Here is a 26,081-nt window from a genome sequence, read left to right as displayed (position 1 = left end):
CGGTGAATGCCAGAAACTGGCGATATGATGGATGGTTCATGACGAAACTCTCTCGGGAACGTTGCAGGGCCGGACCGGCGGGACCGGTCGGATCAGCCCGACACGCCGGGAGAGGCGCGCGGGCTCAGCCGTTCGCGGAGAGACTCGGAGGTCGCAAACCGGGCGACGGCGCGCGGCCGGGATGAACTTCGTCGGGAAGGCGTGCTACAACTTCAGCGACCGTCGCCATGCTCGTGCCTCCCGCCGAGACCGGCGGGACGAAATAGGAACAGACGCTGCCGGTGCAACAGGTTGGACCGTGGGCTTCATGGGCATCGCCGCCACAATCCGGTTCCGCAGTCACGGCCTGATCAATGGACGCAACATCAAGCGAAAGCGATGTTGCCGATGCGGCATGGTCGCCCATCGAAACATGGGCAAGACCTGACGTTGAAAAGGCAAGTACAAGCAGCAGCGCCAGCCAATGCTTCAGGCCCCGTGTCAAACGATACGGATCCTTTCTGCGCTGCCAAGTAATTGCCTGCGACATGCGCTTCCTTGCCCTGTCCAACGGACTTGCTTCGATTCTCCATGTAGGGTGGGGTCGCCGCGTCCGCACTGATCTGGATCAATATGACAATGATAGGACGGATTACGCTCGAATGAAACCGTCAGTTCTCTGCATCGGGCAAAGCTTGGCACATCGGCAATGACCATTGGCGCTGCCTTCCGCCTTCTCGTGGTCATGGTGCTTTGGGCCGCCTGCTTTCCCCTCATCACCATTGGCCTGGACCTTGCGCCGCATCTTGCCTTTGCGGCCCTGCGGGCCGCGCGGGCAGGCCTTTGCCTGATTGCACTCGGAGTCCTCTGCCATCGTCCGGTGCCCGTCGGCGCGCGGCCCTGGTTTCTGATCGTCGTGGTCGGGCTGGGGGCGACAAGTATGGGTTTCCTCGGCATGTTCCATGCGGCCGAGTTCGTTTCGCCGGGACTCGCGACCGTCATCGCGAACGTGCAGCCGATCGTCGCCGCGGTTCTCGCGTATGTCTTCCTGGGGGAACGCCTCAAGGCGACTGGAAGGATCGGGCTGGCGGTCGGCCTGGCCGGCATCGCGGTGATCGCCTGGCCGGGCCTCGCCGGAGACAGCGCCCGCGGCTACTCCCAAGGCATCGCCTATGTCCTGCTCGCCGCCACCGGTGTTTCCATCGGCAATGTTGCCATCAAGCGCCTCACCGGCCAGGCCGACCCCGTCATGGCGATGGGTTTCCAGTTGCTCATCGGTGCGGCACCGCTGGCTCTGCTGTCCATGTTGACGGAAGATGTCTCGTTGCTGGCGTGGTCGAAGGAATTCGTCCTCGTCCTCGTTTCCCTTGCGGTCCTCGGATCATCGCTCGCATTCTGGCTCTGGTTCGTGGCGCTGGAGCGAGTCGAGCTCAGTCGGGCGAATGCCTTCACGTTTCTGGTGCCAATCTTCGGGCTCATTATCGGCGCGGCCTTTTTCGGTGAGCGGCTGGAGGCGGTCCAGATTATCGGTGTCGTCCTGGTGCTGAGCGGCATCTTGCTGGTGCAGCGGAGCGCCGCTTCATCCTGACGGCGCCAGCGGAAACGAGGATGGCATTGGACAGGCCATGATAAGATGGACACCGTTCAAAGAATTTCGCCAAGCCGGGTGGTTCGGGAGCAGTAACTGAGCCGCATTTGTGGAATACTTGGCAGTATTTCGACAGCAGCCAGCGGCACATCACGGACGTGCGCTACCAACGCGAGGAGAAGCCGATGACCCCAGCGAAAAAGATCCGCGTCGCCGTGAACGGCTACGGCGTGATCGGAAAGCGTGTCGCCGACGCCGTTGCGATGCAGGACGATATGGAACTGGCCGGGGTTGCGGATATCAGCGCCGACTGGCGGCCACGCATGGCGACGCAGAAGGGTTACCGCCTTTTCGCAGCCACCGGTGACCATGCAGAGGCGATGCGGAACACTGGACTCGATGTCGCCGGGAACCTCGATGATCTGCTTGAGGCGAGCGACCTGGTGGTGGACTGCACGCCGAAACGGATCGCGGCGGTGAACGTCGACATCTATCGACAAAGGGGCATCAAGTTCATCGTCCAGGGTGGCGAGAAGCACGATGTGACCGGACACTCCTTCGTTGCGGAATCTACCTATGCGAGTGCGCTGGACCGGGACAGCACGCGCGTCGTCTCCTGCAACACCACCTCGATCGTGAGAACCCTTACGGCATTGAAGCAGGGAGGCCTGCTGCGTCGCGCGCGCGGGACGCTGCTGCGCCGGGCGACGGACCCCTGGGAAAGTCACCTTGGCGGGATCATGAACACGCTCGTCCCCGAGCCCGAGATTCCCAGCCATCAGGGGCCGGATGCGCAGAGCGTCGACCCCGATCTCGATGTCGTCACGATGGCGGTCAAGGTGCCAGAGACCCTGGCGCATCTGCACTACTGGTCGGTGCAGTTGACCCGTCCGGCCTCAAGGGAAGAGGTGCTCGACGCTTTTGCAGCATCGTCCCGGATTGCCCTGATCCGCATGGATGCCGGATTGACGGCGATCAACGCGGTCAAGGAGCTCATGGCCGACCTGGGCCGGCCACATGACAACCTCTACGAGGTGGCGCTGTGGTCGGACATGCTGAAGGTCCAGGGAGACGAACTGTTCTACGCCTACATGGTGGACAACCAGGCCATCGTCATTCCAGAGACGATCGACGCGATCCGGGCACTGTGCGGAGTGATCGCGAGCGCCGAAGACTCCATCGCAAGGACGGATGCGGCACTCGGGATCGGCCTGCTGACCGAAACACTGGGGCAACGATGATGCCAAGACTTTTCGATGCCCGCATCGGGCCTGACGCGCGTCCGGCCTGGGGACAGCCAGGGCTTTGGGGGCGATGAGCGATCCAGGCCCCACGTCCACGGGTCCAGTTCAGACCCTCTCGGAGCGGCTGAACCAGAATTGCTTGTGCATCACCCTCGACCGTCGGTCGCTCTGCGAGGCGCTTGAGCGCGAGGCTGGCGACCCGGAGTTCTGCGAGACCTTCATCCTACCCAAGGCGCATTTGTTCTCGAATGTGCCAGTGTTCCTCGCGGCCAGCCAGGTGGCCGAGATGCAGGAGGTGGTCGCAGCGATCGAGGCGACCGCGCGGCTCGCCGCATACAAGGCCGCCGTCCTCTCCTGGGCGCCGGAAATCTCGCAAGAGGATCATGGCCCTGTTGGCGCGTTGATGGGCTACGATTTCCATCTAGGCGAAGACGGGCCCCGGCTCATCGAGATCAATACCAACGCCGGCGGGGCATTCCTCAACGCCCTTCTTGCAAGGGCGCAGCGCGCTTGCTGTGCCGAAATGGACATGCCCTTGAAGCCGCACGCCTTCGAGGATGTGGCATTTCGCATGTTCCAGGACGAATGGGAGCGCCAGCGGGGAAGCGGTTCCGCAGGCCGAATTGCCATCGTCGACGACAGGCCGGAAGAGCAGTATCTCTATCCCGAGTTCGTCCTTGTGCGGCAGGCGCTGGCCGCACGCGGCGTCGATGCCGTTATCGCGGACGCCAGCCATCTTCGCCATGAAGCCGGTAGGCTCAGCGTCGAGGGGAAACCGATCGACCTCGTCTACAACAGGGTCACCGACTTCACGTTCGATCAGCCGGAACACAGCGCGCTAAGAGATGCCTACCGGGAGGGCGCGGTGGTTGTGACGCCAAATCCGCACAACCACGCCCTTCTCGCCGACAAGCGCGCCCTTTCGCTGCTCTCGGATCCGGCAACGCTGCAGGCCTGGGGGTTGGCCCCAACACTTCTTGCGCGGCTCGAATCCGTCCCGCGCACCGTCCTTGTCACTCCCGAAAATGCCGATGAATTGTGGAGATCGCGCAAGAGCCTGTTCTTCAAGCCGACAGGCGGACATGGCGGCAAGGCGGTGTACCGCGGCGACAAGGTGACGAAAGGCGTCTGGTCGGACATCGCGCATGGCGGCTACGTCGCCCAGACCCTGGTCAAGCCGAGCGAGCGCATGATCCGGATCGACGACGCAATCGAGGCGCGCAAGATGGACGTGCGGCTCTATACATATGACGCGCAGGTGCTTCTGGTGGCCGTCCGCCTCTATCAGGGCCAGACCACCAATTTCAGGACGCCGGGGGGCGGCTTTGCCCCGGTCTTCGTAATCTGATTGCCAAGGCATGACCGGCGACCCCAAACAAGTGGAGGCTATCGATGACCCGGAAGATGAAGGTGACCATTTTCGTGGAGCCCGGCCGCATCGCGCTGGATGAAAAGCCGATCCCCGATGTTGGCCCGCTCGATGCGCTCGTCCGTGTCTCAACCACTACGATCTGCGGCACGGACGTGCACATCATGAAGGGCGAGTATCCGGTCGCGAGAGGGCTGACGATCGGCCATGAACCGGTCGGCGTGATCGAGAAGCTCGGCTCTGCGGTCGTCGGTTACACGGAGGGACAGCGCGTCATTGCCGGAGCGATCACTCCGAGCGGCTGGAGCAATGCCTGCCTCTGCGGCTACTGCTCGCAGGATGGTGCCGGCACGAAACACGGCTGGAAGCCGATGGGGGGTTGGAAATTCGGCAACACCATCGACGGCTGCCAGGCGGAGTACGTTCTCGTACCAGACGCGATGGCCAACCTTGCGCCCGTGCCGGACGGGCTCACCGACGAGCAGGTGCTGATGTGCCCGGACATCATGTCGACCGGCTTCAGTGGCGCGGAGCGCGGCAGGGTCCGCATCGGCGACGCGGTCGCGGTCTTCGCCCAAGGCCCGATCGGTCTTTGCGCGACAGTCGGCGCACGGTTGAGCGGCGCGACGACCATCATCGCCGTGGACCGGGTGGCCGAGCGGATGGCAATCTCGCAGAAGCTCGGCGCGAACAACGTCATCGACTTCACGAAGGTCGATCCCGTGGACGAGATCATGCGCATCACCGATGGCCGGGGCGTCGATGTCGCCATAGAGGCGTTGGGCACCCAGGCGACGTTCGAAGCTGCGCTTCGCGTCCTACGGCCAGGGGGATGGTTGTCGAGTCTTGGCGTCTATTCAAGCGACCTCAAGATACCGCTCGGTGCGTTCGCTGCCGGACTCGGTGACCACACCATCGTGACACTGCCCGGGCGGCAAGGAGCGCATGCGTCGACTGATGGAAGTCATCCGGTCCGAGCGTGTTGACCTGACACCGCTGGTGACGCACCGCTACAAGCTGGACGACATCGAGGCGGCCTACGACCTCTTTTCTCACCAGCGTGACGGCGTCCTGAAGGTCGCAATCACGCCGTAGTCGCACATAAAGCCAGACGTCGAACGCGTTCCGCGGTGACGCGAGCAACGGATCACCGGTCGGGTGACTTGGCCGCATTCCCCGAGACGGGCAGAGTCCTGCCACGCACTCAAGCATCGTGACGTACCGAACTCGTGGCTTCGACGCAGAGCATGGCGTGCGCCACCAGCATCCCGAGGACCGCAAGACCCGCGAGAAACCCTGCGCGCAAATTCATCTCAGATCGCCGCGACGGCCTTCGCCAGAAGGTCGCGAACCTCACCCGCGACCGCGGTCAGTTCAGGGTTCTCGATCGCTTGCATAGACGCCACCGGGTCGATCGCGCTGACCTCGACGCCGCCCTCGACCTCGCGCAGGATGACGTTGCAGGGCAGCATCGCACCCACCCGAGGCTCGATCCCGATGGCCCGATGCGCCATTTTCGGGTTGCAGGCGCCGAGGATGCGATAGGGCGGCATCTCGACGTCAAGCTTCGTCTTCATCGTCGCCTTGACGTCGATCTCGGTCAGCACGCCGAAGCCGCGGTCTGCAAGCGCTTTTCGGGTCCGCGCGTCGAGGTCGTCGATATTCGCGTCGGAGATCATGCGATTGATCGTGTAGCTCATGTAAGCGTTCTCCTGGTTATGTGAATGGCGACACCGGGTAGGCCGCCGCAGGGCGGGCGAGCCGGATTCGGCGTTCGTGGCGAGCATCCGGGGCGACCCGCTCCAGCCACCTTCTGCAACATAGCACCTGAAAGCAGGATCGCGGGATTGATGTAGATCAGGGCGCGGAGGTTACTCACCCTCCATATGAGTACGTAATGGCAATTATCGCCAACCAAAAGGATGAGACGGATGAAAACCAGAAGCTTTGCGGTGGCCACAAACCTCATCGCAGCAACAATCGCAACAGCGCATCCCGCGATTGCGCAGGTCGGAGACATTCCGGATCGTAGCGCCCCTTACTTCTACGGACATGACATGATGTGGGGTGGCAGCCAATGGGGAGGATTCGGCATGATACTCGGACCGATCTTCATGATCCTGATCGTGGTCGCGATCATCGCCGGGACGGTATTCCTCGTCCGGCACTTCGGCGGTCCGGCGATGACCGGCAGCGGCCATGGGGCGCATGATCGAGCCCTGGCACTGCTCAAGGAACGCTATGCCAAGGGCGAGATCGACAGCAAGGAATTCGAGGAACGCAAGAAGCTGCTTGCAGATTGACCGGCCTTCCCTTGCTTCCATGATCCAAGAGGATGATATCCCGTGTGCGCGTGCACGATGGAATGGCATCCGTCCTCGGGCACGTGATACGGGGAACTGCAAGCGATTTGCCCATGGGGTCCGGGTGGCCCAGCATCGGGCACCCGGCATGCCTATCGAAAGACCAGAATGAAAAGACGCCAGTTCCTGACTTCCTCGTCCTCCGCACTCCTGACCGCCGGTATCCTTTCGTCCGTGCCTGCCCGGCGTGCCTTTGCCCAGGACACCGCTCGCTTGACACGCCTGTCGATGCCGCCACTCCTCGATACGCGGGCGACGGGTCGGCTGTCCCTGACAGCGATGGCTGGCAGCAGGAGATTCAGTGACGGACCCGCCGTTGCAACCGCTGGCTTCAACCAGGGTTATCTGGGGCCGACGATCATCGTGCAGAACGGCGACCTTGCGACCGAGGTCACCAACAGGCTGGACGAGCCTGTCAGCGCGCATTGGCACGGTCTCCTGGTGCCGGGAGAGCATGATGGCGGTCCGCACCTCGCCATTGCGCCCGGTGCGACATGGCGGCCGGAGATGGTGATCGCTCAGGATCCGGCAACCGCCTGGTATCACACGCATATTCATGAACGCACGGCGGCACAGGTCTATTCCGGCCTGGCGGGCGTCATCCATGTCGCCGACGGCCGCGACGACCAGCGCGGTCTTCCAGCGGAGTACGGTGTCGATGATCTGACACTGGTGCTCCAGGATCGACGATTCGATGCCGCGGGACGGATGGTCTATGACCCTTCCATGATGGACATCATGCACGGGTTCGCCGGCAACCGGATGCTGGTGAACGGGCAGGCGGGCGCGACGGCGGTCGTGCCGGAAGGGATCGTCCGGCTGCGGCTTCTGAACGGCTCCAACGCGCGCATCTACACGCTGTTCTTCGACGACACGCGGCTGATGCACCTGGTGGCGACGGATGGCGGCTACCTGCCTGCGCCGCTGGCGCTGGACGTGCTGCGGCTTGCTCCGGGCGAACGCGCGGAGATCCTTGTCGATTTCGCCGCAGGCGGGGCGCCGGTGCTGCTCAGCGATCCCGGTCAGCCCTATGGTGTTCTGCAATTCGAGAAAGATCCCACGCAGACGGCCCGGATCATGCGCCTGCCGGACCAGCTTGACGGTGCACCCGAGGATCTGTCGGGCAACGAGATCAGGACCCGACAGGTTTCGCTCGACATGGGCATGGGCGGCATGATGATGGGCGGCGGCGGCTTTGCCATCAATGGCCGTCCTTTCGACATGAACAGGGTCGATTTCGAGGTGGCGCTCGGGTCGGTCGAGCGCTGGCATGTCCGCAGCACGATGGTGGCCCATCCATTCCACGTCCACGGCGTGCGCTTCCGGGTGGTGTCCGAGAATGGCGGGCCGCCACGACCCGAAGACACCGGGTGGAAGGATACCGTTCTGGTCCCCGGCGAGGCCGAGATCCTCACCCGCTTCGACCAGCCGGCGAGCCGCGAGACACCGCTCATGTTCCACTGCCACATCCTCGAGCATGAAGACGCTGGCATGATGGGGCAATTCACCGTTACCTGAGCGAAGCATCGTGCAGCGCGCTGGACGCCCGGAAGTGACCCCGGCGCCGACACATAACACCAGTCGGCAAAGGAGACCGCCGCCGCTCTCCTGTCTTTGCACGCCACACTACGACGACGCTAATTCCTTGTTGAATCGACCCTAAAGCAGGCCCTTTTAATCATCCCCGCATGGGGACCATCTGGTTTGTCCCCGTCGAAATCGGGGATCAGATGGCGACCTCGCATCACAATTCGGAAGGTATTGCGCGCGGCGCGCGGATGTTACGCACCGCGCTCGGTCCCGCCATCGGCCGCTTTCTCGAAGACGCAGGCGTCGTCGAGGTGATGCTGAATCCGGATGGGCGGCTGTGGATCGACCGCCTCTCCGAAGGCCTGTCCGATACGGGTGAACGCCTGGCGCCGGAGGATGGCGAGCGGATCATCCGTCTCGTCGCCCATCATGTCGGCGCGGAGGTCCATAGCGGGAGCCCGCGCGTTTCGGCGGAGCTGCCCGGGACGGGGGAGCGCTTCGAGGGGCTTCTGCCGCCGGTGGTCGCAGCCCCGGCCTTCGCGATCCGCAAGCCCGCCGTCGCGGTGTTCACTCTCGACGACTACGTCGCCGCCGGCATCATGACGGCCGAACAGGCCACCGCGTTACGCGGCGGCGTCGCGGCCCGCGCCAACATCCTCGTCGCCGGCGGCACCTCGACCGGCAAGACGACGCTGACCAATGCGCTTCTTGCCGAGGTCGCGAAGACCGCCGATCGCGTCGTCATCATCGAGGACACGCGCGAACTGCAATGCGCAGCCCCCAATCTCGTCGCCATGCGGACGAAGGATGGCGTGGCCTCTCTCTCCGATCTCGTCCGCTCTTCGTTGCGCCTGCGTCCCGACCGCATTCCCATCGGCGAGGTCCGTGGCAGTGAGGCGCTTGATCTTCTGAAGGCCTGGGGCACCGGCCATCCGGGCGGCGTCGGAACGATCCACGCGGGCTCGGCACTCGGTGCGCTGCGCCGTCTCGAACAGCTCATCCAGGAAGCCGTTGTCACCGTTCCGCGCGCGCTGATCGCCGAGACCATCGATCTCGTGGCGTTGCTGTCAGGCCGTGGCACGGCCCGCCGTCTTTCCGAACTCGCCCGCGTCGAAGGCCTCGGGCCGGATGGCGATTACCGCGTCGTGACAGCCGTGGTCGCGCCTGGCGCAGCTCTTCTCGCACCAGCCGCAAAGGAAAGTCCACATGCATCAGACCCTGCGTAACGCCTACCATCGCCTGGCTGCGGCGGCTTCGGTCGTGGTCATCGCCTTGATGACCACGCCTGCCGCTCATGCGTCTGGTTCCTCCATGCCATGGGAGGCACCGCTCCAGTCCATCCTCGAATCGATCGAGGGGCCAGTCGCGAAGATCCTCGCCGTCATCATTATCATCATCACCGGCCTGACACTCGCCTTCGGGGACACGTCGGGCGGCTTCCGGCGCCTCATCCAGATCGTCTTCGGTCTGTCGATCGCCTTCGCGGCAAGTTCGTTCTTCCTGTCGTTCTTCTCCTTCGGCGGCGGAGCGCTCGTCTGATGTCGAGCCTTGGCGAACAGGACGGCGAGCTGCTCGGCTTCTCGGTCCCGGTCCACCGGGCATTGACCGAGCCGATCCTGCTCGGCGGTGCGCCGCGCGCCATCGCCATCATGAACGGCACGCTCGCGGGCGCCATCGGGCTTGGCTTGCGGCTTTGGCTCGCTGGCATCGCGATCTGGGCCATCGGTCATCTGGCCGCCGTCTGGGCCGCCAAGCGCGACCCTCTCTTCGTCGAGGTCGGCCGCCGGCACCTGCGCATTCCCGCGCATCTGACGGTCTGAGCGAGAGGAACCGCCCATGATGAACCTCGCCGAATACCGCAATCGCAACGCACGCCTCGCCGATTTCCTGCCCTGGGTGGCGCTGGTCGGCCAAGGCATCGTCCTCAACAAGGACGGGAGCTTCCAGCGCACCGCGCGGTTCCGCGGCCCGGACCTCGATTCGGCTGTCCCGGCCGAGCTCGTCGCGGTCGCGGGACGCCTCAACAACGCCTTCCGCCGTCTCGGCTCGGGCTGGGCGATCTTCGTGGAGGCGCAACGCCATCCATCGAACAGCTATCCCGACAGCCGCTTTACCGACGCCGCATCCGCGCTTGTCGACGCCGAGCGCCGGGCGAGCTTCGAGGAGGCCGGCGCGCATTTCGAATCCAGCTATTTTCTCACCCTCACTTATCTGCCGCCGGCCGAGGATGCCGCCCGCGCCGAGGGCTGGCTCTATGAGGGCCGCGAGACCAAGGGCGTCGACCCGCATGAGGTGCTGGCCGGATTCGCCGACCGAACCGACCGTGTGCTGCACCTGGTCGAAGCCTTCATGCCCGAATGCCACTGGCTCGATGACGCGGAGACCCTGACCTATCTCCACGGCTGCGTCTCCACCAAGCGCCATCGCGTCCGTGTTCCCGAGACGCCGATGTATTTGGATGCGCTGCTCGCCGATCAGTCGCTCGCCGGCGGGCTCGAACCGCGTCTTGGCGACCAGCATCTGCGCGTCCTGACCGTCACCGGGTTTCCGACTGTCACGACGCCCGGCCTGCTCGACGAGCTCAACCGGCTGGCCTTTCCCTATCGCTGGTCGACCCGCGCCATCCTGATGGACAAGACCGATGCGACCAAGCTGCTGACACGCATCCGTCGCCAATGGTTCGCCAAGCGCAAGTCGATTGCCGCGATCCTGAAAGAGGTGATGACCAACGAGGCCTCGGTGCTGGTCGACACCGACGCATCGAACAAGGCGGCGGACGCCGATCTCGCGCTGCAGGAACTCGGCGCCGACTATGCCGGCGTCGCCTATGTCACCGCGACAGTGACGGTGTGGGACGCCGACCCCCGTGTGGCCGACGAGAAGCTGCGCCTCGTCGAGAAGGTTATCCAGGGCCGCGACTTCACCGCGATGCCCGAAACCATCAATGCCGTGGATGCCTGGCTCGGCTCATTGCCCGGACATGTCTACGCCAATGTCCGCCAGCCGCCGATCTCCACGCTCAATCTCGCCCACATGATCCCCCTCAGCGCCGTGTGGGCGGGGCCGGAACGGGACGAGCACTTTGCAGCGCCCCCACTGCTGTTCGGCAAGACCGAAGGCTCTACCCCGTTCCGGTTTTCCCTTCATGTCGGCGATGTCGGGCACACGCTCGTCGTCGGTCCGACCGGCGCGGGCAAGTCCGTGCTTCTGGCGCTGATGGCGCTGCAGTTCCGCCGCTATGCGAGTGCCCAGGTCTTCGCCTTCGATTTCGGCGGCTCGATCCGCGCCGCGGCGCTCGCCATGGGCGGCGACTGGCACGATCTCGGCGGCGGCCTGACCGAAGGCGACGAGCACAGCGTCTCGCTGCAACCGCTTTCCCGCCTCGAGCAAACAGCGGAGCGCGCCTGGGCCGCCGACTGGGTCGTGGCCATTCTCATGCGCGAGGGCGTCGGGATCACACCGGAGGTGAAGGAACATCTCTGGACGGCGCTGACCTCGCTCGCCTCGGCGCCTGTCGAAGAACTCACGATCACCGGCCTTGCCGTGCTGCTTCAATCCAACGACCTCAAGCAGGCGCTCAAGCCCTATTGCGTCGGCGGCGCCTATGGCCGTCTGCTCGATGCGGAGGTCGAGCATCTCGGCAAGGCGTCCGTGCAGGCTTTCGAGATCGAGGGCCTGATCGGCACCGGGGCGGCGCCTGCGGTGCTCGCCTACCTCTTCCACCGCATCGAGGACCGGCTCGACGGCTCGCCGACGCTCATCATCATCGACGAGGGATGGCTGGCGCTGGACGACGAAGGCTTCGCCGGTCAGCTCCGCGAGTGGCTGAAGACGCTCAGAAAAAAGAACGCGTCCGTCGTCTTCGCCACGCAGAGCCTCAGCGACATCGACGGCTCCCCCATTGCGCCCGCCATCATCGAGAGCTGCCAAACGCGATTGCTCCTGCCCAATGAGCGGGCGATCGAGCCGCAGATCACCGCGATCTACCGGCGCTTCGGCCTCAATGACCGGCAGATCGAGATCCTCGCGCGAGCGACGCCCAAACGCGACTATTACTGCCAGTCGCGGCGCGGCAACCGGCTGTTCGAGCTGGGGCTCAGCGAAGTGGCGCTCGCGCTCTGCGCCACCTCCGCCAAGACCGATCAGGCCGCCATCGCCCGCATCCTTGCCGAACATGGTCGCGGCGAATTCCTCGACGCCTGGCTGCGCCATCGCGGCGTCGACTGGGCCGCCGACCTCATTCCTGACCTCAGCAATCTCATCCGCCAAGCCGAAAAGGAAACCCTGCCATGAAGACCCGTAAACCCCGCACACGTGCGGCCCGCTTTGCCGCCGCTCTGATCGCCGCGCCGATCGCGGCACTGCCGATGGTGCTGGCGCCACCGGCGCAGGCACAGTGGATCGTCTATGACCCCACCAACTATGCGCAGAACGTGCTCCAGGCGGCGCGGGCGCTGGAGCAGATCAACAACCAGATCACCTCGCTCCAGAACCAAGCGCAGATGCTCATCAACCAGGCCCGCAATCTTGCGAGCCTGCCGCATTCCTCGTTGCAGCAACTTCAGCAAGCCGTGGGCCGCACCCAGGCATTGCTCAGCCAAGCCCAGAACATCGCCTTCGACGTCCAGCAGATCGATCAGGCCTTCCAGCAGAACTACAGCAACATCGACATGAGCGCCTCGGAGCAGCAGTTCGTCGCCGATGCGCGCTCGCGCTGGGAGAACACCGTCGGCGGTCTGCAGGACGCCATGCGCGTCCAGGCCGGCGTGGTGGGCAATATCGAGACCAACCGCGCCCAGATGTCTGCGCTGGTCGGTCAGAGCCAGGGCGCGACCGGCGCCTTGCAGGCGACACAAGCCGGCAACCAGCTCCTCGCACTTCAGGCGCAACAGCTCGCCGACCTTACGGCGGTCATCGCCGCCAACGGCCGGGCACAGGCCCTGACCGACGCCGAGCGCGCGGCCGCGGCCGAACAGGGTCGCGTCCAGCGCGAACGGTTTTTGACACCCGGCAGCGGCTATCAACCCGGCAATGCGCAGATGTTCAACGGCAGCAACTGACCCGCCAGACGACCGGAAAGGGGGAAGAAATGGAAGGCAAAAATCTGGCGCGGATCGGAGCGATCGTCTTCGTCGCCTTCGCCATCACGGCGACGGTGATCGAGCTGACGCGCAAGGACGAACCGGTGCGACCGGTCTCCACACCAGCGCTGGCGCCTTCCGCCGACCCGCTGCGCGCGGAACAGCGCCGCTGTCAGCAAATGGGCGAGGCCGCCGCGAACGAACCCGAATGTCTCCGCGTCTGGGCCGAGACCCGCGACCGGTTCCTCGGCCGCTCACCCTCCGATTCCGTCCAACGCGATAACGAGGATCAGTGATCCATGGGCGGGACGGGCGTCATCGACAATTTCCTCGGGGTATTCACCAGCTATATCGATAGCGGATTCGGCCTGCTCGGCGGCGAAGTGGCGTTCATCGCCACGACGCTGATCGTCATCGACGTGACGCTGGCCGCGCTCTTCTGGTCATGGGGCGCCGACGACGACATCATCGCCCGTCTGGTCAAGAAGACCCTGTTCGTCGGCGTCTTCGCCTACATCATCGGCAACTGGAACAATCTCGCCCGCATCGTCTTCGAGAGCTTCGCGGGCCTCGGCCTGATGGCGTCGGGCACCGGCTTCACCGCAGCCGATCTGATGCGGCCCGGCCGCGTCGCCCAGACCGGGCTCGATGCCGCGCGGCCGCTGCTCGAATCCATCTCAGACCTGATGGGGTGGGTCGCCTTCTTCGAGAACTTCATCCAGATCGCCTGCCTGCTGTTCGCCTGGGCGCTGGTGCTTCTCGCCTTCTTCATCCTTTCCATCCAGCTCTTCATCACCCTGATCGAGTTCAAGCTGACCACGCTTGCCGGCTTCGTCCTCATTCCCTTCGGCCTCTTCGGCAAGACCGCCTTCATGGCCGAGCGCGTGCTCGGCAATGTGATCTCGTCCGGCATCAAGGTACTGGTGCTCGCCGTCATCATCGGCATCGGCTCGACGCTGTTCTCGCAGTTCACCGCCGGCTTCGGCGGTGTCACCCCGACCATCGACGAGGCCATGGCCGTGGTGCTGGCCGCGCTGTCGCTGCTCGGGCTCGGAATCTTCGGACCAGGCATCGCGAACGGAATCGTGTCCGGCGGACCGCAACTCGGTGCCGGGGCCGCAGTCGGCACCGGCCTTGCCGTCGGCGGCGCCGCGCTCGCCGGCGTGGGTGCCGCTGGTCTGGCAGCGCGTGGTGGCGGTGTGGCGTTCTCCGGAGCGGCGGCCGCTGCTCGCGGCGGCGTCGCCGCGGCGGGAGGGGCGGCGACCGCCTACAGCCTTGGCTCGGCCGGTCAGTCGGGCGCCGCAGGCGTCGCCTCTGGGCTCGGCGCTGTAGCGAGCACAGGCGCGCGCGCTGCCGTCTCTCCACTGCGGCGCGCCAGCGCCAACGCCTCCGGCAGCCTGAGGCAGAGCTTTCAAGCCGGCGGGCGAGCCGCCTTCGAGACGACGGGCGGCACTGTAGGCAATGCGGGCGGTGCAGCAACCGCCGCGGCTGCACCATCCCCCTCATCCGCCTCCGACAGTCCTCCGGATTGGGCCAAGCGCATGAAGCGCTCTCAGCGGCTCTCCCATGGCGTCCAGGCCACTGCCCATGCCGTGCGATCCGGCGACAGCCATGGCGGCGCCAGCTCCGTCAATCTCTCCGAAGGGAACCGCTCATGAGCTTCTTCAAACGATCCTCGACCCACTACGGCAAATCTCCCGGGCCTGAAACGCCCTATCAGCGTGCAGCCCAGGTCTGGGACGAGCGCATCGGCTCGGCCCGCGTGCAGGCGCGCAACTGGAGATGCATGGCGTTCGGCTCGCTGATCCTCTCCGGCGGCCTCGCGGCGGCGCTCGTCTGGCAGTCCGCCACAGGTTCAATCGTGCCCTGGGTGGTGCAGGTCGACAATCTCGGCCAGGCGCAGGCCGTCGCGCCTGCCACTGCCGACTACCAGCCCACCGATCCGCAGATCGCGTTTCATCTGGCGCGCTTCATCGAGCAGGTGCGTTCGATCCCCGCCGACGCGATCGTGGTCCGTCAGAACTGGCTGCGCGCTTACGAGTTCACCACCGACCGCGGGGCGCTCGCGCTCAATGACTATGCGCGGGCCAACGATCCCTTCACGCGCGTGGGACAAAACCAAGTCTCCGTCGAGGTCTCCAGCGTCATCCGCGCTTCGCCGAACTCCTTCCGGGTGGCCTGGACGGAGCGGCATTTTGAGAACGGGCAGCTCTCCGTCACGGAGCGATGGACGGCGATCCTGACCATCGTCATCCAGCCGCCGCGCGACGCCGAGAAGCTGCGCGCCAACCCGCTTGGCATCTACGTCAACGCCATCAACTGGTCGCGGGAGATGAGCCAATGAGCACGATCTTCCGCAAACCCGCACTTCCGGTTTTCCGTAAATCCGTACTGATGTTTGTGCTGCTTTCCGCCTCCACGCTTGCCGGATGCGCCACCTACCGCCCACCGCAAATCAGCTACGACGACAGCGTGCCGCCGCTGCCCACGGTGCAGAGACCAAGCACGGACGAACGGCCGCGGGCGCTCCATACGCCACCGGCATGGACGGTTGCACGAGGCGGCACGGATGCGTCCACGCCGACCGGCCAGGTCGAGAGCGCCAATGCGGCCGCGCGTATCGAACCCCGCCGGGAAGGCTATTACAACGCGATCCAGATCTATCCCTGGAGCGAAGGCGCGCTCTATCAGGTCTATGCGTCGCCAGGCCAGATCACCAACATCGCGCTCGAGCCGGGCGAGGCCCTCACCGGCGCGGGACCGATCGCCGCCGGCGATACCGCGCGATGGATCATCGGCGACACGACAAGCGGTTCCGGCGCGACACGGCGCGTCCATATCCTCGTCAAGCCCACGCGTCCGGACATCACGACCAACCTCGTCGTCACCACCGATCGCCGCACGTATATGATCGAACTGCGCGCCGAAGAGGAACCTTACATGCCGGCGGTCGCCTGGGCCTATCCGCAGCCGCCGGCCACCCAGCGCGCGACGCCGGCCACCCCGACCATTCCAGCAACCTCGGCGCGACACTATCGCTACGGCCTGCAAGGCGACAGCCCGCCCTGGCGGCCGGTGTCGGTCTTCGACGACGGGCGGCGCGTCTACATCGTGTTCCCCGCCGGAATCGTGCAGGGCGAGATGCCACCGCTCTTCGTGCTCGGCTCCGATGGAGAGCCGGAGATCGTCAACAGCCGCATCTATCGCAACATCCTGATCGTGGACCGTATCTTCGCGGCCGCCGAGCTGCGTCTCGGCAGCGGCGACCGACAGCAGACAGTCAGGATCGTGCGAATCGACGGGAGGCCTGCGTCATGAGCGATATCGATGACAATAAAGACGAAAGCGCTCCGCTCACCGCATCGCCCGCCGACACGGCCGAACCGATGCGGCTGCGCGGCAATCCTCCGCGCGTCACACGTCTCTCTCGTCGGGTATTGGCCGGCATCGGCCTCGTCGCCGCGCTCGGCGTCGGTGGTGCGCTCATCTATGCGCTTCAGACCCCGAAGGACGGAGTTGGCAGCGAGGAGCTCTATTCGACCGAGAACCGCAGCACCGCGGATGGGCTCAACGAATTGCCCCGCGATTATACCGGCCCGGTGCTCGGTCCCGCCTTGCCCGGCGATCTCGGCCGGCCGATCCTCGACGCCCAGGAGCGTGGGCGGCCCGTCGTCCCACCCACGATGAACACGCCGGCAGTCGATCCAGAAGAACAACGACGCCTTGCCGAAGAAGAGGCGGCGCGCACCAGCCGGGTCTTCTTCCAGACCGCCCCGGCCGCGGCGAATGCCACGCCTGCGCCCGAAACCGTGGGTCTCAGTCTCGGCGTTCAGCCGCCCGCCGCTCAGAACAGCAATGTCGCATTCCTCAGCGGTCCCGTGGACCGGCGCACCGTTGCGCCCGATCGCGTCATGCCGCCGGTGTCGCCCTATGTGCTACAGGCCGGGTCCGTGATTCCGGCCGCGCTCATCACCGGCATTCGCTCCGATCTGCCCGGACAGATCACCGCGCAGGTCACCCAGCACATCTATGACAGTCCGACGGGCAGCATGCTCCTGATCCCCCAGGGCACCCGCATCATCGGTGAGTACAGCAATGATGTGGGCTTCGGCCAGCGTCGGGTATTGCTCGTCTGGAACCGGCTGATCTTTCCGAACGGGCGTTCCATTGTACTGGAACGTCAATCTGGAGCCGACACGCAAGGCTATGCCGGGCTTGAGGACGGCGTCGACTATCACTGGTGGGACATCGCCAAGGCGGCTGCACTCTCGACCCTGCTCGGCGTCGGGACGGAGCTGGCCGCCGACGACAACGATCGCCTGATCAGCGCCATTCGCGGCGGTGCGCAGGACACCATCAACGACGCCGGCCAGCAGATCGTCCAGCGCCAGTTGCAAGTTAGGCCGACGCTCACCATCCGGCCCGGCTTTCCCGTCCGCGTGATCGTTACGCGCGACCTTGTCCTCGAACCCTATGGCGGATGATCCATGGCAAAACTGAAACTCGGCGCCATTGCCGACGACCGGCCGGTCAAACTCACCATCGAACTTCCCGCCGCAGTGCATTGCGACCTCGTCGCCTATGCCGAAGTCCTGGGCCGGGAAACGGGACAGCCTGTCGGCGAACCGGCCAAGCTGATCGCCCCGATGGTGGAACGCTTCATGGCGACCGATCGCGCCTTCGCCAAGGCGCGGCGGAACTCTCATTCGTCGTTGGACAGCAAGGGGTAGCGCTCCTCGAGCAGCTTGAGGAAATGCGCCAGCGCCGGATTGTCGTTGTCGCCTTGCCAGTAGGCGGCATAGCTGATCCGGCTCGGGCCGTTGCCGTCGCGCGCCTCGCGATAGACGACGCCCACATAGCTGGCGCCAATGCATGCCTCGCACATCAGGCCGACGCCGAATCCCGCGCCGACCAGGCTCTTGATGTTCTCGCGGCTGATATCATGGCTGATCACCTTCGGCCGCTCGCCGGGCGCGGCAAGCTTCGCCAGAAGGATGTCCTGGATCTCCGGTCCCGGATCGCGCTGGCTAAGAAGGAAGGTTTCGTCCTTAAGGTCTGTCCAGTAGACGATATTGTTGGCCGCCAGCCGGTGGCCTTCGGGCAGCGCGACCATGACACGCTCGCTCCAAAGCGGCATGGTCTTCACGTCGCGCGTGCTCGGCTCTCCGGTGATGATGGCGACGTCGAGCCTGCCGCGCTCCAGGCCGGCGAATAGGCTCCGCCGCGATCCCTCGATCGTCTGAATGTCCACCTTCGGGAAGCGGGCCGCGTACTCGATCAGGCTGGCACGCAGATTTCCGGCCGAGAGTGACGTATAGAACCCGATGGTGAGCTGGCCGGATTCGCCCCTGCCCATGTCCCTGGCGGTCGCCGCCATATGATCGACGGTCTCAACAAGATGGCGGGAGGTGCGCAATACTTCTTCGCCTGCGATCGTCAGGCGCACACCGCCGCTGGTTCGCTCGAACACCTTCACGCCCAGTCGGTCTTCCATCTGGCGAATGCAGCGGCTCAGCGTCGACTGCTTGACACCCAGTTCCTCAGCCGCACGCCGGAAGCTCTGGAAATGAGCAGCGGCGACCGCATAGCGCAAATGCCTCAGTTCGATACCCGCTGCCAGTGATCGGAACTCCTCCTGGCGCTTCCGGCCCCACCCAGGCTGGCGTCACCGGGAGACTTTGTGTTCGGCCGATGCGCGACCTTTTCAATTGTATGCCGTTGACACGAAGGAATTGTGACCCCCCCCCGTGCAACCGACTCGGATCACCAGAGCCGCTGACGGGTGTATAATCCGATGAGCCTAGAAACACTAATGAGAAGCATTCGCACATAAGGCTAATCGGCATTCAGGGGACGGTTCCCTTGTCAGCGGACCGCCGTAAGCGCGCTACGGTATCCGGGGACTTTCGTCCGGGTGCATAGATGGTGCCTAAATGACGACGGATTGGGCGCTCTAAGCAAAAGACGGTCCCACAGGGCCGTTCTCAAACGCTTGATTTTTTTGGGAAGTTTTGACCAGGCGAACAGATTCGGCCCTCGACCCCAACCTTGGCAGGTTGGCGCACCCGACAGGATTCGAACCTGTGGCCTTCGCCTTCGGAGCCGTTGTCAAACGCTTGATTTTCTTGGGAAGTTTTGACCAGGCGAAGGTATTCGGCCCTCGACCCCAACCTTAGCAGGTTGGCGCACCCAACAGGATTCGAACCTGTGACCTCTGCTTTCGGCAGGCCTGAGATCATCTCTCTAAAAGCACAACATATTGTTTTAATTGAGAGTTTCCGGCGACTAACCTCTGCCGTCCTTGATTGCGCGGACAGTCAGTTAGAATAATGGATACCAAAATAATAGAGCGGTCCCTACTGGACCGGACCGGGAATTGAACATGACCATCTCGTTGCCAGTTCGTTGGTCGAGCGCGACGGAACGGGCACCCTCAGCTGCACATACACCCTATTCTAGCTTGGCGAAGAGGCTGAAGGATTGAGGCGCCAGACCGCGAAATTGAGCGCCGTGGCGAACGTGACCCAGGCGAGGTAGGGCACGAGCAGCAAAGCTGCCCCGACGGAAATCGAAACGAAAAGCATGATCGTCGTGACGATGGACAGCCACAGCAGAACGATGTCGACGAAGCCGAGATCGGGACGGTGCAGGCCAAAGAAGAGCGGCGTCCACGCGGCGTTGAGAAGGAGCTGAAGGGCATAGACGGCGAGCGGCAGCGCCGCGCCGGCGAACCCCGCCTCCCGCCAAACCAGCCAACCGGATACCGCGATCATCAAATAGAGAACCGTCCACACCGGTGCGAACAGTCGGTTCGGCGGACGCCACGCCGGCTTCTTCAAGCGCTCGTACCACTCGCCTGGCCGGAAGAAGGCGCCGGTCATGGCCGCGAGTAAGCAAGCGGCGACAAACCCCACGAGCGGAAGCCAGGACGACGCATCCATCACCACCTTCTCCGATCAGATCGCGACCGTAGGGGCGTCGTCGCCTGAGCGACAGTAGTCATTCGGTTGTCTTGCCGTCGAAATGCTCTTCCGAAGCCTCGGCGTCAGCCCTTGTCGCCCGCACCGTGCCGTCGCGATGCGCCGGCGGCCCATAGAGGGTATAGAGCCTCAAGGGCTTGTCGCCGGTGTTGATAACGTTGTGGCGGGCGCCGGCCGGCACAATGATCGCGTCATCGCCTTTGATCTTCGAGCGATGCCCGTCGATCACGACCTCGCCCTTGCCCTTCTCAACCCGGAAGAACTGGTCCCCACCATCGTGGACCTCTTCCCCGATCTCTCCGCCTGGCTCGATCGCCATCAGCACCAATTGAAGGTTCTTGCCGGTGTAGAGCACTCGACGGAAATCGGTGTTTTCTTCCGTCAGCTCCTCGATGTCCGCAACGAAACCCTTCATCGTTCTTACTCCTTTGTTCGGTAGTCACATGAGCGTCGTTGCCCTGGATCATCGCCGGCAGCACGAACCCTTGCGTGTCGGCTCAAACCACAGTTCCAAACAACGCGCCGATGCCCGCTGTCAGGGCCATCGCCAACGCGCCCCAGAATGTCACGCGGGCGGTGGCGCGCAGAACATTCGCTCCACCTGCTCTGGCCCCGATCGCGCCCAACAATGCAAGAAAGACGAGGGATGCGGCAGATACCAATGGCACCATCATGCTTGCCGGCGAAACAAGGACCATCAACAGAGGCATGGCGGCACCGACGGAAAATGTCGCAGCCGAAGTCAGCGCAGCCTGGACCGGACGTGCGGTGGTGATCTCCGAAATCCCCAGCTCATCGCGAGCGTGAGCCATCAAGGCGTCTTTCGCCATCAGCTGCTCGGCGACCTGCCGTGCAAGCGTCGGATCGACGCCGCGCTTCACATAGATGTCGGCCAACTCCTCGCGCTCAAACCCGATGTTCTCGCTCAACTCCTTGCGTTCGCGCGCGAGATCGGCCTGCTCGGTATCCGATTGCGAACTGACTGAAACATACTCTCCGGCCGCCATCGACATCGCACCGGCGACTAATCCCGCGATACCTGCAATCAGCACTTCGTTCTGGCTTGCCGCCGCCGCAGCAACACCGACGATCAAGCTTGCCGTCGAAACGATGCCGTCGTTGGCTCCGAGCACCGCGGCCCGAAGCCACCCGATACGCGCGACCAGATGACTCTCAGGGTGTGCGTGAAGACGGCTCATCGCGAAGTCCAAGGCGCTGAGGTCAAAGCCTACCCATGAGAACCAGAACGACGAGAATGATTAGGATGACGCCGATAACACCAACGCCGCCATGACCGAACCCGTAGCCGTAGCCACCGAAGCGGCCGCTGAAGCCACCGAGCAGGAAGATGACAAGAATGATGATGAGTATGAGTCCGATCGACATGATCTATCTCCCGTTGCCCGACTGAGCCGGACGATGCCCTTTGAACGCGAGTTTGGAAACCGGATTGGCTCTGCCCTACGGCGCGGCCGTTCTACTTGGTCTCGATAGAAACGTCACCCTCGCCCACTTCGATCTGTATGCCGGTGGTACTCTGCTGCTGTTGGTAGAATTGATATCCTAGAACCACAGCGACTACGGCAAGCACACCGATGACAGATAGAGCACATTGCGATTCATGATTGGATGACCTCGATCAAAGAATCCCCGGCCGGTGGGGTGCCGACCGGGGTCCTTAAGCCGGACGTCGAGGGGGCGGGGGATGACGCCCGGCGGGGGAAACAGTGCTTGACTCGTCGACATCGAGGTAGCTCTGCGGGATCTCGCTGGATTTGGCTCATGATTGGCAGAGAAACGCGGTCCCGCACCTATTTCCGTTTTATTGCGTCTTTCAGTCCGCCGACCGCGTTCTGCACTTTGCCTTCGATCTTGTCGGCCGTGCCTTCGGCTTCCAGCTTGGAGTCGCCAACGGCCTTGCCGACGGCTTCCTTGACCTTGCCTTTGGCTTCCTTCGCCGAACCTATGACGCGGTCCTTGTCCATGACTTCTTCTCCTCTGCTTTAGTGGGCTGGGTATTCGAAGCGACCGGTGATCGATATCGCGGTTCCAGAACCGTTCGGCCCGATTGCAGTCTCGAGGCGCCCGTTGAGTTGCTTGACAAGCGCCGCGACGATGCCCGTTCCAAGGCCCAATGCAGACGGGTGTTGATGGCCATTCAGCTTACCAACTCCGTTGTCGGAAACGGTAAGCCGCCAGCCGTGCCCTTCGACCCGATAGGTCACCGTGATCCTGCCGGCGGCAGCCTCGGCGATGAACGCATGCTTCAGCGCGTTAATGACCAATTCGGTGACAATGAGACCTATGTTCGTCGCGACAGCGGAAGAAACCGCACCGACATCGGCCTGGACATCGATCGCGATCCGCGCGGTGTTGCCAACAACTGATGCAGTCAGATTTTCACAAAGCTGGCGCAGGTAGGCCGCGAGTTCAAATTCGCTGCCCTCGCGTGAAATCTGGAGTTGCTGCTGCACGGTGGCCACCGCCAGGATGCGTCGATGGGCATTCTCCAGATGCAGGCGCGCCTCGTCGGAATGCACTTTGCGTGCGTCGAGCGCCAGAATGCTGGCGATGATCTGCAGGCTGTTGCCGACACGGTGATGCACTTCCTGCAGGAGGGTGTCCTTGTGCTGAAGCAGCGCCGCCATCCGCGCCGGGGTCATTTGGGGGCTTCGCGTGCGGATCTCCGGGAAGGGCCGCAGCCGTCCAGTCACAAACGGGGTCGTCCGGAGCGGCTGCCTGACCAGATTCAGTGTTGTCATGTTGGTGCTCCCACCAATTGGCGCCCAAGCTCATTCCCACCGGGCGCGGCGGGGATAAACGTCCAGGGCGGCCTCGGGCCGCTTAAGGAAATTTGGGATCAGAGGGGAATTACCCCCGCGCTATTAACCTATGCGCCTGCAGAGCTGACGACTGTGCAGAATTGATCACCCCGACCAACAATCTGTGGCTCAGCCATCGACATCTGGATCGATGTGAGGTTGATCGTGGAGTACTGCGTTCAGCAACGACCGATGAACCTCGATACCGCCATTGTATGAAATGAAGCCGAGCTTGCGGAATTTGTTCATGAAAAAGCTGACGCGGGCGCGCGTGGTGCCGACCATCTGGGCAAGAGTCTCCTGGCTGATCTTCGCGATCATCGGCTCAGGTTCGCTCTCCTTGCCAAAATTAGCGAGCAGAAGAAGAAGCCGAGCAAGTCTCTTCTCGCTCGAATTGAAGAGCTGATCGATCAGATCGGCCTCGACGCGGACGGCACGTCCCAGGAGGTGGGCAATGAACACCTCCGAAAATTCAGGCTCCTCATGAATCAGCCGGAGGATCGCTGATTTTTCGATCCGAGAAATCACCGAATCCGAAAGCGCCACGACCGTCGAAATACGCTTTGACTGACCGGCAAGGCCGCCTTCACCGAAAAACTCCTTCGGGCCGAGCAGCGCGACGACGGCTTCCTTCCCCTGTTCAGAGACGACCGAAATCTTCACCTTGCCCTGCTGGATGTAGAAGACTGCGTCTGCGGGATCGCCCTGCGAGAAGATGGTCTGCCCGACGGCATAGCTTCCGACGCTGCTGCCGTTGCCGACGCGCGCCAGAAAAGCCTTGGTATCGAACGCCAGCAGGGTTTTTCTTGCCATGGCAGTCGCTCCATCTGCTTCGCACTTCAGAACGAAAGGCTCCGATCGGAATCCGCGTGATAGAGCAATAGCATACTCTGTAGCGCTTTGACTCTGGTCCATCACGCGGCTCAGTCATCGGCTGAGTTCGCGCCAGACCACGGCAACCTCTCGCCTCACTCGCCGATGTTGAGGCAAGCCGCGCCATCAGGCAGGCTGAGCAGGAAGCTTGCCAAGCTCATCCTGATGCCGGCGCCGCAGCCGGCATCAAGCGGCGGCGTCACGTCTCACCAGCGGTCGTTCGTCACGCGCGCCGTTCTCTACGTCGACTTCTTCAACGCAATCGGCGCATTCCCGACAGTTGAGGGCAACGCTGCGACGGCGGTTGCCAGCTGTACAGCGGACCTGGTTGGCAGAGCCCCTTGGAATTGTCCCAAATTTGTCCCATGCGGCGTCGGGGGGCAGCCTGTCTCAAACACGCCATTTATAAATCATTGCTTCTTATCAGTAAATTGGCGCACCCGACAGGATTCGAACCTGTGGCCTTCGCCTTCGGAGGGCGACGCTCTATCCAGCTGAGCTACGGGTGCTTACCGTGTCGCAACTGCTTACGCAGTGCTTACGTGAACTTTTCGCGAGTTGAAAGGCAAGAACGAAGACCTCGCAAATCCTTGTTCCTACTACCTCTTTTGGTCTCCTCATATTCTACCAGCCCCTTGACATCAGCCTTCGGAGGGCAGCGCTCTATCCAGCTGAGCTACGGGTGCTGAGCCGAAGCGGGCGCAACCTAGCCCAGCTTCGGCGTTCCTGCAATCGGGGATTGGCGCTCGTCCCCGACGATATCGGACAGGGGACCAGTCGCGGCCGAAGCCCTGCCGCTCAATGCGCTTTCAAGCCGACAGGTCGCAAGGCTTTCTTCCGGCGGGAGGAGGGCCCGATCAGGTCGATGATCCAACCTGATTGGATCCGCCCCTCTAGCGCCCACTCAGGCTGCGCTCGATCCACAGCCCGGCCGCGAGGATGGCGTCGTCGTCGCCGGAGGGGCGCGAGAACAGGGCCGAAGTCGGCAGGCCCTCGGCATCCGTTCCAGAGGGCATGGCGAGGCCCGGCATGTCGAGGAAGCTGCCGGCCATGGTCAGCGTGAGCGTGGCGAGATTGATGCGGGCGAACAACTCGGGATCCGCTTCGAGCAGCGCGAGCTCCGGCGCCACGTGCTTGACCGTGGGGAGCGCGAACAGCGCGCCGTTAAGCTCATCGGCGATCGAGCGCGTGAGCGTGGCCCGGAGGCCGCGCAGGCGCTCGGCGGCCTCGGCCGTGATCGCCGCCGCGCCGTCGAGCCGCTTCACGACGCGCGCATCGATGAGGTCGCGTTTCGGGCCGCTGATGGCCTCAAGGTGCCAAGCGCGCGCCTCGACGGCGCCGAGCCAGCCGATCTCGGTGATGGCGCGCCGCGCCTCGCGCCAGGCGGCCACCGGCACGCGGCGGACGCGGGCGCCCGATGCTTCGAGACGGGCGAGCACGGCCTCGAAATTGGCGCGCACGATATCCTCGAGCCCGTCTTCCTCCAGCACGGCCGGATCGACGACGATCTCCGGTGCGGCGGAGGCGGCTTCGACGGGCCGCCCGGCGCCCCGCATGACGGCGTCGATGGTCGCGCAATCGGCGACGGTGCGGGCGATCGGACCGAGGCTGTCGAGGCTCTTCGCCAGCGGGAAGACGCCGGCCATGTCATAGCGCCCGCCCGAAGCCTTGAAGCCGACGAGGCCGTTGAGGGCCGCCGGCACGCGCACCGAGCCGGCCGTGTCCGTGCCAATGCCGAGGGGAACGATACCGCGCTGAACGGCAACCGCCGAACCGGAGGACGAGCCACCGGGCACGCGCGGGGCTACCCCGGGGAAATCCGGCGTCGGCGTACCGAAATGCGGGTTCGGGCCCAGGCCGGAGAAGGCGAACTCGCTGAGATTGGTCTTGCCGAGCGGGATGAGCCCCGCCCGCCGCGATGCCGCGACCACCGGCGCGTCCTCGCGCGCGGGCGGGGCATCGTCGCGCGTGCGCGAGCCCGCGGTCGTCCGCGTGCCGGCGATGTCGAAGAGGTCCTTCCAGGCGATCGGGATGCCGTCGAGCGGGCCGAGCGCCTGGCCGTTGCGCCGGCGCGCGGCGGCGGCGCGGGCCTCGGCCAGCGCCTCCTCGGCCATGAGGGTGATGAAAACGGCGGGGGCCGCGCGGGCCTTGTCGAGCGCCTCCTCGACGAGGCGCACGGAATCCGTCCGGCCCGACGCAAGGTCAGCCGCGATGTCGGTCAAAGTCTGATGAGCCATGCCGTTCTTCTGTCC

Annotated in this window: 27 protein-coding genes, 1 tRNA gene and 1 pseudogene; 17 read left to right on the top strand and 12 right to left on the bottom strand. The window is 64.1% G+C overall.

Going from position 1 to position 26,081, the window contains the following annotated elements; all coding sequences use genetic code 11:
- Positions 1–124: 124 nt before the first annotated feature.
- Positions 125–529 carry a hypothetical protein gene (locus AL346_RS25010; protein ID WP_156332729.1) on the bottom strand — a complete coding sequence of 135 codons (405 nt, stop codon included), beginning with the start codon at positions 527–529 and terminating at the stop codon, positions 125–127.
- Between the two features lie 159 nt (positions 530–688).
- On the opposite strand from AL346_RS25010, the gene AL346_RS10510 reads away from it, so the two are divergent.
- The 4 genes and pseudogenes from AL346_RS10510 to AL346_RS10495 all read left to right on the top strand — a co-directional run bounded on the left by AL346_RS10510 (position 689) and on the right by AL346_RS10495 (position 5,275).
- Positions 689–1,567 (top strand): DMT family transporter, encoded by an 879-nt coding sequence (locus tag AL346_RS10510; protein ID WP_019400701.1) that lies wholly within the window; start codon positions 689–691, stop codon positions 1,565–1,567.
- Positions 1,568–1,752: 185 nt separating this feature from the next.
- The gene (locus AL346_RS10505) at positions 1,753–2,808 is read left to right on the top strand and encodes a type II glyceraldehyde-3-phosphate dehydrogenase (RefSeq protein WP_026014866.1); all 1,056 of its coding nucleotides are present in this window, start codon (positions 1,753–1,755) and stop codon (positions 2,806–2,808) included.
- 142 nt (positions 2,809–2,950) lie between these two features.
- Positions 2,951–4,159: a hypothetical protein gene (locus tag AL346_RS10500; protein ID WP_019400703.1), complete on the top strand. Its 1,209-nt coding sequence runs from the start codon at positions 2,951–2,953 to the stop codon at positions 4,157–4,159.
- Between the two features lie 44 nt (positions 4,160–4,203).
- Positions 4,204–5,275 (top strand): annotated as a pseudogene (locus AL346_RS10495) (NAD(P)-dependent alcohol dehydrogenase).
- A gap of 218 nt (positions 5,276–5,493) precedes the next feature.
- Here the strand turns inward: AL346_RS10495 and AL346_RS10490 are convergent.
- Positions 5,494–5,880 carry a DUF302 domain-containing protein gene (locus AL346_RS10490; RefSeq protein ID WP_019400705.1) on the bottom strand — a complete coding sequence of 129 codons (387 nt, stop codon included), beginning with the start codon at positions 5,878–5,880 and terminating at the stop codon, positions 5,494–5,496.
- A gap of 231 nt (positions 5,881–6,111) precedes the next feature.
- Between AL346_RS10490 and AL346_RS10485 the strand changes: the two genes are divergently transcribed.
- From AL346_RS10485 to AL346_RS10425, 13 genes are all read left to right on the top strand, one after another.
- Positions 6,112–6,483: an SHOCT domain-containing protein gene (locus AL346_RS10485; RefSeq protein ID WP_197286558.1), complete on the top strand. Its 372-nt coding sequence runs from the start codon at positions 6,112–6,114 to the stop codon at positions 6,481–6,483.
- A 168-nt stretch (positions 6,484–6,651) separates the two neighbouring features.
- Entirely contained in the window at positions 6,652–8,061 is a 1,410-nt protein-coding gene (locus AL346_RS10480) for a multicopper oxidase family protein (protein ID WP_026014869.1), read from the top strand.
- 212 nt (positions 8,062–8,273) lie between these two features.
- Positions 8,274–9,299 carry a P-type conjugative transfer ATPase TrbB gene (gene trbB / locus AL346_RS10475; RefSeq protein ID WP_040403557.1) on the top strand — a complete coding sequence of 342 codons (1,026 nt, stop codon included), beginning with the start codon at positions 8,274–8,276 and terminating at the stop codon, positions 9,297–9,299.
- Positions 9,280–9,612 (top strand): TrbC/VirB2 family protein, encoded by a 333-nt coding sequence (locus AL346_RS10470; RefSeq protein WP_019400709.1) that lies wholly within the window; start codon positions 9,280–9,282, stop codon positions 9,610–9,612. Before trbB ends, AL346_RS10470 begins: the two co-directional genes overlap by 20 nt.
- Positions 9,612–9,893, top strand: a complete 282-nt coding sequence (locus tag AL346_RS10465; RefSeq protein WP_019400710.1) for a VirB3 family type IV secretion system protein — start codon at positions 9,612–9,614, stop codon at positions 9,891–9,893. The genes AL346_RS10470 and AL346_RS10465 overlap by 1 nt, the downstream gene beginning before the upstream one ends.
- 16 nt (positions 9,894–9,909) lie before the next feature.
- Positions 9,910–12,366: a conjugal transfer protein TrbE gene (gene trbE, locus AL346_RS10460; RefSeq protein WP_019400711.1), complete on the top strand. Its 2,457-nt coding sequence runs from the start codon at positions 9,910–9,912 to the stop codon at positions 12,364–12,366.
- Positions 12,363–13,133 carry a P-type conjugative transfer protein TrbJ gene (trbJ, locus tag AL346_RS10455; protein WP_019400712.1) on the top strand — a complete coding sequence of 257 codons (771 nt, stop codon included), beginning with the start codon at positions 12,363–12,365 and terminating at the stop codon, positions 13,131–13,133. The genes trbE and trbJ overlap by 4 nt, the downstream gene beginning before the upstream one ends.
- A 29-nt stretch (positions 13,134–13,162) precedes the next feature.
- Positions 13,163–13,450: a putative entry exclusion protein TrbK-alt gene (trbK-alt, locus tag AL346_RS10450; RefSeq protein ID WP_019400713.1), complete on the top strand. Its 288-nt coding sequence runs from the start codon at positions 13,163–13,165 to the stop codon at positions 13,448–13,450.
- Positions 13,451–13,453: 3 nt separating this feature from the next.
- A complete protein-coding gene (gene trbL, locus AL346_RS10445) occupies positions 13,454–14,812 on the top strand; it encodes a P-type conjugative transfer protein TrbL (protein WP_019400714.1) in 1,359 nt (452 codons plus the stop codon).
- Positions 14,809–15,498: a conjugal transfer protein TrbF gene (gene trbF, locus AL346_RS10440; protein ID WP_019400715.1), complete on the top strand. Its 690-nt coding sequence runs from the start codon at positions 14,809–14,811 to the stop codon at positions 15,496–15,498. The genes trbL and trbF overlap by 4 nt, the downstream gene beginning before the upstream one ends.
- Positions 15,495–16,472, top strand: coding sequence for a P-type conjugative transfer protein TrbG (gene trbG, locus AL346_RS10435; protein WP_026014871.1), 978 nt, complete (start codon positions 15,495–15,497; stop codon positions 16,470–16,472). The genes trbF and trbG overlap by 4 nt, the downstream gene beginning before the upstream one ends.
- The gene (locus AL346_RS10430) at positions 16,469–17,638 is read left to right on the top strand and encodes a TrbI/VirB10 family protein (RefSeq protein ID WP_019400717.1); all 1,170 of its coding nucleotides are present in this window, start codon (positions 16,469–16,471) and stop codon (positions 17,636–17,638) included. Before trbG ends, AL346_RS10430 begins: the two co-directional genes overlap by 4 nt.
- Positions 17,639–17,641: 3 nt before the next feature.
- Positions 17,642–17,884 carry a DUF2274 domain-containing protein gene (locus AL346_RS10425; RefSeq protein WP_019400718.1) on the top strand — a complete coding sequence of 81 codons (243 nt, stop codon included), beginning with the start codon at positions 17,642–17,644 and terminating at the stop codon, positions 17,882–17,884.
- Here AL346_RS10425 and AL346_RS10420 read toward each other — a convergent pair.
- The 10 genes from AL346_RS10420 to AL346_RS10380 form a co-directional block, all read right to left on the bottom strand.
- Entirely contained in the window at positions 17,857–18,747 is an 891-nt protein-coding gene (locus AL346_RS10420) for a LysR family transcriptional regulator (protein ID WP_019400719.1), read from the bottom strand. The genes AL346_RS10425 and AL346_RS10420 overlap by 28 nt on opposite strands.
- 862 nt (positions 18,748–19,609) lie before the next feature.
- On the bottom strand, positions 19,610–20,095 hold the full coding sequence (locus AL346_RS10415; protein WP_019401567.1) for a TspO/MBR family protein: 486 nt from the start codon (positions 20,093–20,095) through the stop codon (positions 19,610–19,612).
- Positions 20,096–20,153: 58 nt separating this feature from the next.
- Complete coding sequence (locus AL346_RS10410) at positions 20,154–20,549, bottom strand: cupin domain-containing protein (protein ID WP_019401566.1); 396 nt, start codon at positions 20,547–20,549, stop codon at positions 20,154–20,156.
- 82 nt (positions 20,550–20,631) lie between these two features.
- Positions 20,632–21,333 (bottom strand): VIT family protein, encoded by a 702-nt coding sequence (locus AL346_RS10405; protein WP_026015028.1) that lies wholly within the window; start codon positions 21,331–21,333, stop codon positions 20,632–20,634.
- A 22-nt stretch (positions 21,334–21,355) separates the two neighbouring features.
- Positions 21,356–21,520, bottom strand: a complete 165-nt coding sequence (locus AL346_RS24605) for a DUF3309 family protein (protein ID WP_019401564.1) — start codon at positions 21,518–21,520, stop codon at positions 21,356–21,358.
- A 425-nt stretch (positions 21,521–21,945) separates the two neighbouring features.
- Positions 21,946–22,119: a CsbD family protein gene (locus tag AL346_RS10400; protein ID WP_019401563.1), complete on the bottom strand. Its 174-nt coding sequence runs from the start codon at positions 22,117–22,119 to the stop codon at positions 21,946–21,948.
- Between the two features lie 18 nt (positions 22,120–22,137).
- Positions 22,138–22,896, bottom strand: coding sequence for a sensor histidine kinase (locus AL346_RS10395; RefSeq protein ID WP_082312486.1), 759 nt, complete (start codon positions 22,894–22,896; stop codon positions 22,138–22,140).
- A gap of 189 nt (positions 22,897–23,085) precedes the next feature.
- Complete coding sequence (locus tag AL346_RS10390) at positions 23,086–23,769, bottom strand: Crp/Fnr family transcriptional regulator (protein WP_019401561.1); 684 nt, start codon at positions 23,767–23,769, stop codon at positions 23,086–23,088.
- A gap of 492 nt (positions 23,770–24,261) precedes the next feature.
- Positions 24,262–24,338, bottom strand: a tRNA-Arg gene (locus AL346_RS10385).
- A gap of 384 nt (positions 24,339–24,722) precedes the next feature.
- Positions 24,723–26,066: an amidase family protein gene (locus tag AL346_RS10380; protein WP_026015142.1), complete on the bottom strand. Its 1,344-nt coding sequence runs from the start codon at positions 26,064–26,066 to the stop codon at positions 24,723–24,725.
- Positions 26,067–26,081 lie beyond the last annotated feature (15 nt).

Origin of the sequence: Chelatococcus sp. CO-6, from assembly GCF_001271345.1 — a bacterium.
Lineage (GTDB): Bacteria > Pseudomonadota > Alphaproteobacteria > Rhizobiales > Beijerinckiaceae > Chelatococcus_A > Chelatococcus_A caeni.
The sequence above is the reverse complement of the archived record's forward strand: the minus strand, read 5'-3'. Positions and strand labels throughout refer to the sequence as shown.